Source organism: Microcystis sp. M079S1 (assembly GCF_020246425.1).
Lineage (GTDB): Bacteria > Cyanobacteriota > Cyanobacteriia > Cyanobacteriales > Microcystaceae > Microcystis > Microcystis aeruginosa.
The window spans coordinates 1-6,326 of the sequence record NZ_JADBSZ010000328.1 but is presented as its reverse complement, the minus strand read 5'-3'; the positions used below and the strand labels follow the sequence as shown (position 1 = coordinate 6,326).

6 protein-coding genes are annotated in these 6,326 nt (G+C 42.0%); 3 read left to right on the top strand and 3 right to left on the bottom strand.

From position 1 onward, the window contains the following. Window positions 1–562: 562 nt before the first annotated feature. Window positions 563–1,363 carry a beta-carboxysome assembly protein CcmO gene (ccmO, locus tag IM456_RS21100; protein ID WP_002753877.1) on the bottom strand — a complete coding sequence of 267 codons (801 nt, stop codon included), beginning with the start codon at window positions 1,361–1,363 and terminating at the stop codon, window positions 563–565. A 213-nt stretch (window positions 1,364–1,576) separates the two neighbouring features. On the opposite strand from ccmO, the gene IM456_RS21095 reads away from it, so the two are divergent. From IM456_RS21095 to IM456_RS21085, 3 genes are all read left to right on the top strand, one after another. Further along, entirely contained in the window at window positions 1,577–2,656 is a 1,080-nt protein-coding gene (locus IM456_RS21095) for a RuBisCO accumulation factor 1 (protein WP_287692795.1), read from the top strand. Window positions 2,657–2,958: 302 nt separating this feature from the next. After that, the gene (gene csaB, locus IM456_RS21090) at window positions 2,959–3,996 is read left to right on the top strand and encodes a polysaccharide pyruvyl transferase CsaB (protein WP_149988387.1); all 1,038 of its coding nucleotides are present in this window, start codon (window positions 2,959–2,961) and stop codon (window positions 3,994–3,996) included. 5 nt (window positions 3,997–4,001) lie between these two features. Then, window positions 4,002–4,625 carry a type I restriction endonuclease subunit R gene (locus tag IM456_RS21085; RefSeq protein WP_287692793.1) on the top strand — a complete coding sequence of 208 codons (624 nt, stop codon included), beginning with the start codon at window positions 4,002–4,004 and terminating at the stop codon, window positions 4,623–4,625. Between the two features lie 148 nt (window positions 4,626–4,773). On the opposite strand, the gene IM456_RS21080 is transcribed toward IM456_RS21085, so the two are convergent. Both IM456_RS21080 and IM456_RS21075 read right to left on the bottom strand, forming a co-directional pair. After that, entirely contained in the window at window positions 4,774–5,064 is a 291-nt protein-coding gene (locus IM456_RS21080; protein WP_002752661.1) for a circadian clock KaiB family protein, read from the bottom strand. Then, window positions 5,061–5,927 carry a response regulator gene (locus tag IM456_RS21075; protein ID WP_287692791.1) on the bottom strand — a complete coding sequence of 289 codons (867 nt, stop codon included), beginning with the start codon at window positions 5,925–5,927 and terminating at the stop codon, window positions 5,061–5,063. Before IM456_RS21075 ends, IM456_RS21080 begins: the two co-directional genes overlap by 4 nt. Window positions 5,928–6,326: the final 399 nt, after the last annotated feature.

Here is a 6,326-nt window from a genome sequence, read left to right as displayed (position 1 = left end):
TGAAATTTTTCCAACAGTTATGTCGTGTGATTTTGCTTCATCTCCAAATATACCAACTACACCTTTAGACTCTTTATGTTGATTCGTTAATCTTTTTGATTGATTCTTTTTAGTCATATTGTGCCTTTTCTTTACTTAAATCTTCCACTTTCTGCTACAGATAATGTATGTATAACTAAAAATTATCCGGAAACTTTCCGTATAACACTCTCTGGAGTAACGATATGGGTTAACTTTCGGCATATCACTCTATTTAGGCGCAATCGCCAGAACTTTTCCCTATATCACGCCCAAAAGCCTGTTAGCCAGATTAGCATATTGTCAAAAACCTTGTTTAACTAAATTTCTGACAATTTAGGCTTATTCTAGCGACGATTATTTGATCTGACCGCACCCCTTGACAAAAATTTATAATTATTCGATTCGTTTAATTGTCGGGGGACTCTGTAAAGATTTTTTACTGGGAAATCCACACCAACCAACAAACTTTTTGCCGCAAATCCTAATTCAACCTTTTGCTCCTGTACTTTTAGCAGCACAGGAGCAAAGCTGAAAATAAAAATTAATAATTGTCCTCATCGGTGATAACTTCCACGGGAATCACTTCTTCTAACACTTTTTCCTGCATTTCTTGACGACGAATCGGTATTTTGGTTTTTTCCAATTCTGGTAAAGCGACCAATTCCCGTTGTTTTTCCCGGACAGTATTGGGTAACAACATCGGTAAAGGTTCGGGGGTTTCTAACCAGTAGCTGGCCACCGGTAGAGTATGTTCTAAATCTTCCAATAAACGGGGAATAATCATCACCGCGTGCAGTTCACCGATTTTCTCTGCTTCCCGCATTCCCGCATCAATGGCCACGGCCACATTAGCGACGGAACCCCGGATAATGGCCGTACACAAACCATCCCCAATCGTTTCGTAGGAAGCTAACTGCACATCGGCCGATTTTAACATGGCATCGGCTGCCCCCACCATAGCAGGAAAACCGCGGGTTTCCAAGAGACCGATCGACATATTGCTCAGTTTGCTGAAACCCCGTTGACTTTGGGCAATTTCGGCTAAACGGCTACCAATGGGGAAAATTACCTCTAAATTGGGCATCGGTCGGGGAATAACCGATTTAGATACCAATTGTCCGAACTGTGCGGCGGTTTTTGCCCCTTCTTCCACTGCTAACCGCACATCGGCAATATTACCACGCACGATCGCCGTACAGTGACCACCGCCAATTTTTTCGTAACCCACGAGGGTAACTTCTGCGGATTTTAGCATCATATCCGCCGTCCCGACGATCGCCGGAAAGCTGAGGGTAGAGACTAAACCCAAGGCACTATCTTTGGGGTGACGCTTGGTTTTCATCGTCCTTTGACCGGGGTTAGTTGTGGACGAGGGGGGAATGCTTCCATTAACTCTTAATCTAGACATTGAAGATAAACTTGCCCTAACAGGTACGAAGGGGGTGATTGTCAGCTATCCTGTTACTATCTAGTCTATCCTGTTAACCTTAATTGCTATTGAAGATTTTTGAGGGATTAGATAAATTTTAGTTATTGTAGCTTGATCAAGTTGTCTATGACAGAACAGCCTCGCAGTACAGATGATCGAATCAGCGAAACGGAAGCGACCGAATTAATGCGCTCGCTGCTTCATAAGGAAGGAAATTGGGTGAATTGGGGGCAAAAATGTCAAAAACTGCAAAAAGCTGGCTACGATTCCCAGTTAATTTTTGAACAAACCGGTTTTCAAAATGCCCAACAAAATTTAATTATTGTCGCTGCCCAAGTTTTTGAGAGTTTAATCAAAGCGGGGGCAGCTGAAGATTTGTTAAGTTACTACATCGGGCCGCGCAGTGATGTGCTATACGAATTGCGGATTCTCAACCAAGAACAAAGATTGGGGGCAGCGAAATTAGCGGCAGAAAAAAGGATTGAGGTGGCTGAAGCACACGATATCGCCAAAGCTATCCAAGATTTTTCCCGTTTATCCCAGATTCCCAGTGAATTTACTCGTCATCCTGGAGATGCGATCGCTTATCAGTGTTGGAAACGGGGCAAACAAAAGCGGGATTTAGCCGAAAGAGCGAAATTAATCGCTAAAGGTTTGAAATTTGCCCATTCTGACTCGGCCAGACAGGCGATCGAGTCCTTACTACAAGATTTTACCGTTACTCCCACCCGTAGCGCACCGTTGCTACCCGTCCATCGTTTACAGGATGAGGACGAATTAGCCCGAATTATTCCTTTAGTAGGAAGATTTCCAGTGACAGTAACTGATATAAAACACACAGAAAGTTTGAGCGTCGAGGAACCTTTTCGACTGGTAACGGTGGGGGATAAACAAACAATCGTGCCTCTCCCCGGTTGGCAAGCAATTCTCAAGGCGATCGATCCTGTAGCTATTTTATGGCCTAGCGATCAATTACCTCGATCGATTGCCACCAGATCCGAGGAAGTGTTATTAGTGATCGATCGAGTTTTGGCCGAATGGGACGTGAACAATTATTATCTAGTAGAGAGAGATAATTCCGTTTTTTTACAATGGTTTGATAGTTCCCCCGATGTCACCATCCTAGGTCAATTGGTCTTGATTTTAAGAGCCAAAAATATCCTTGATGAAAAAAACATCACCGAACCCTGGCAAATGGACGACTAAATCAGTGATCAGTGATCACTGATCAGGTTTAAGCTATTAGTTATGAGTGGGAATAATAAAATAGATAAACTGATAACTGCAATCCAATAAAACTGGTCACTGCTAACTTGTAGCTGACAGCATAACTTAAGAAACTAAGAGACATTTTTCAAGGAAAAAGTAACAAAGAGGACAAAGGAGACAGGAGACAGGAGACAGGAGACAAATTTACCATACTTTTGCCTTTTGCCTTTTGACTCTTGCCTTTTTCTGACTGACAACTGAGAACTGATAACTGAGAACTGAGAACTGATAACTGATATATGCGTGCAGTAATTTGTGGATATTATGGGAGAGGAAACGGAGGAGATGAGGCATTATTAGTGTCTCTATTGCAGATGTTGCCCTCGGCAATTAAACCTATTGTTTTGTCAAATAATCCCAGAGAAACCAGTCAACGTTATGGAGTGGAAACCTGTCCTAGTAGGGATTGGTGGCAAGTTTTTCAGACTCTTAAAAAAGCCGATATATTTATCTGGGGTGGCGGCAGTTTAATGCAGGATGTCACCAGTTTTGCCAGTCCAATTTATTACGGTGGTTTAATGGCTCTTGCTCAATTATTGGGCTTAAAAACTATTGCTTGGGGGCAGGGAATTGGACCATTAAATAGACCTTTTACCCGTTGGTTAACCAAAAAAGTCTTGCAACAATGTAGTTTAGTTAGTGTGCGCGATGATACTTCGGCTCATTTAGTCGCCAATTGGGGTATTAGTCCCATTGTTGCCCCCGATCCAGTATGGGCTTTAGAAGCTCAATCAGTCAAGGGATTATCGGATTTACCCGCCCCAAGAATCGCCGTCAATTTACGTCCCCATCCCCTATTAACCCCGGCAAAATTAGATAAATTAACCCAAGCTTTAATTGATTTGCAAACCAGCACGGGGGCGTTTATTCTCTTAGTCCCTTTTCAAAAGTCGCGGGATTTGCCCCTCTGTGAAGCTGTAGCCCGTCAGTTAAGGGAAAATAATCAAATCATTAGTTTAGAGGATCCAAGACAGTTAAAAGGCTTATTTCGTGGGGTAGAAATGGTGATCGGAATGCGCTTTCATAGTTTAATTATGGCTGCGGCAGAAGATTGTCGTTGTTTTGCCCTTAGTTATGATCCGAAAGTGTCGCGATTAATTGCCGAAGTACCGATGCCGGGTTGGGAATTAGATCAGTTACCAGAAGCAGTTAATGATATTAGTACCACTTGGATTGATTTTTATGCCAATGGAGAGGGATTAACCAGCGATCGCAAACATTTTTTAATCGATCGAGCTTTAATTCATCGAGAAATTTTATCTAGATTGGTGAGCTAATTTTTATGTCGAGTGCTATTACCGAAGCGATCACGACTATTGCCTTGGCTGAGACAAGATTTAATCTCTCCTTAACAGAAGATGGGGCATTTTTTCCCGAATGGCAAAGTGATTTACTGGTCCTATCTAGCCATGAAAAAAAGAGTTTAGATGAACTAAGACAAAGGTATTTATACCAAAGATCGGCGGGACAGTTATTAGAAGGAACCGTGACTTTATTGTTAGTTTCTCCGTTACTAGCGATTGCGGGTTTTTACGATCCGCCTTTTCGAGTACGCGCAGAGGAATCAGTAAGCTTAACCGTCGATGATGGGGAAGAAATACTATCGGGTAGAATCGATGTGTTAGTCTGGTTAGATCAGTTTTGGGTGGTAATTGTAGAATCAAAAAAAACCGTCCTATCGGTTTGGACTGCCTTACCGCAAACCTTAGCCTATTTGATGGCTAATCCCCAGCCAGAAAAACCTAGCTTTGCCCTAGTCACCAATGGAGATGATATTTTATTGGTCAAATTGAGAGCTAATGCCCATCATTATGCCCTATCTAGGATATTTGCTCCCTTTATTTCCAGAGAAGAACTATATAGGGTTTTGCAGATTTTAAAACATATCGGTGCAGCGATCAGATAAAATCAAGATTAGAAATTAAGTAAGTGGTTCTAATTAAGTAGAAGATAGATTTTACCTTCGATCCCCTCTTAATCCCCCCTTAATAAGGGGGGTATCTACCTACTTATTAGCGAGGAAAAACCTAACCAGAAGAATTTTTAGGTAAACCCTAATTGAGATGGGAGTCTTTGGGAATAACATCCAAACCGAGGAGAACCTTTTGAGTATTGGACATATCGCCGATAATTCTTTGTAGGGGTGGGGGAAGTTGTTTGACTAAAGTAGGAGTTACGAGAATTTTATCCTGTTCCGCTAATTGGGGCTGTTCGAGAACATCAATTATTTCTACCGTATAAAGATCGGATAACTCCTCGCGACAGATACGAAAAATATTGGCGATCGCCCTCTGGGATTTACTTGAATCGCCCATAATGTAGAGTTTGAGAAGATATTGACTCATGATTGCTTGTTATTGAACAGTTTAATGTTGCTGAGACCGATATAGTATTTACGATAGAAAGAGACGAGATAACCCATCAATTCCAAGACCATGAGACGACCTTCGCTAACGTAGGCCTGCGCTTTGGCCAGGGTGACATCCTGATTTTTTTGGCGTAGGGTGGTGGTATGAATATCCACCACATCGCGAGGACTCGCTTTTAAGAATCCTAACTTATCGGCCAAGCTTCGCAGTCGTTCCGATAGATTATGTTCCACTTTGTATGCTTGTTCTTCTAAAGCTAAATCTAATAACTCTCCGTAATTTTGGACTAATTCTTGAAAAATATCGGGAACACTCTGCCTTATTGCCTCAGAACCGAACATTTTCGCCGTGATGCTAGTTTGTCCTCCCTTGATTAACTGTTCCAGTTCGCGAAATTCTTCTTCCTGTTGTTGATGTTTAAGATTGAGTACATATTGCTGACGCTCGATCGCCACACGAATTTGATAGACTAAAAGACTACTATCGATATTATTTAACTGAATATAACCGTCAGCACCCAGTTGAAAGGCTTTAACGACTAATTTCTCATCATTGCTAGTAGTTTGAACCACTATCGGTATAGTAGAGGCTAATTCTCTGGTTTTGACTAGGATATTTAAACCAGGGGGGACAGAGATTTCCAAGCTTAAGAGGATGAGATCAAATTTCTCCCCTGCCAGTTTTTCGGCAGTTTCCTGTAGATCCTGAGCTTGGGTGAGGGCAAAAGTCAAATCCTTGGCCAGGGAACATTGGGGGGCCTTTAACAGCAATCTCTGGATTAATTTAACAGTCGTCGGTTCATCCTCTATCAATAAAATCCTACAGAGATCCCTAGTCATTGTTAATCGATCGCTAAAATTATCTTTTTTCCCCCTACTCTCATAGTACGCCCATCTTTGGGAAACTCAAGGACAAAATCACAATCTAGCACCCGCTATCTGGAAGTCTTATTCTACCCTTGCTTAAGTGGGTGGGTGGAATTAAATATAAGATGAACGTAGGTTGGGTTGAAGCATGAAACCCAACGCCCGCTCATGTTACGCTCCCGCTAACCCATCCTACAAATAATTGTGCCTCCCTACTTATCTCAAATCTCAAAGGGAGCATCCCAATTATGTAATGAGTATAAATGCTCAGAAGGGTAAGAAGGCTTTTGTAGTAACGATTCTGGTTCCAATCACACAATTTAGAGAACCGTTGAAAATCTATGAACTCCCGAAAAGGCTTGCCATATAAGT

Bases quoted from the DNA above. Each gene is read 5' to 3' on its own strand.
- IM456_RS21075 (WP_287692791.1), bottom strand. From the start codon at position 5,927: ATGACTAGGGATCTCTGTAGGATTTTATTGATAGAGGATGAACCGACG.
- ccmO (WP_002753877.1), bottom strand. From the start codon at position 1,363: ATGAAAACCAAGCGTCACCCCAAAGATAGTGCCTTGGGTTTAGTCTCT.
- csaB (WP_149988387.1), top strand. From the start codon at position 2,959: ATGCGTGCAGTAATTTGTGGATATTATGGGAGAGGAAACGGAGGAGAT.
- IM456_RS21095 (WP_287692795.1), top strand. From the start codon at position 1,577: ATGACAGAACAGCCTCGCAGTACAGATGATCGAATCAGCGAAACGGAA.
- IM456_RS21085 (WP_287692793.1), top strand. From the start codon at position 4,002: ATGTCGAGTGCTATTACCGAAGCGATCACGACTATTGCCTTGGCTGAG.
- IM456_RS21080 (WP_002752661.1), bottom strand. From the start codon at position 5,064: ATGAGTCAATATCTTCTCAAACTCTACATTATGGGCGATTCAAGTAAA.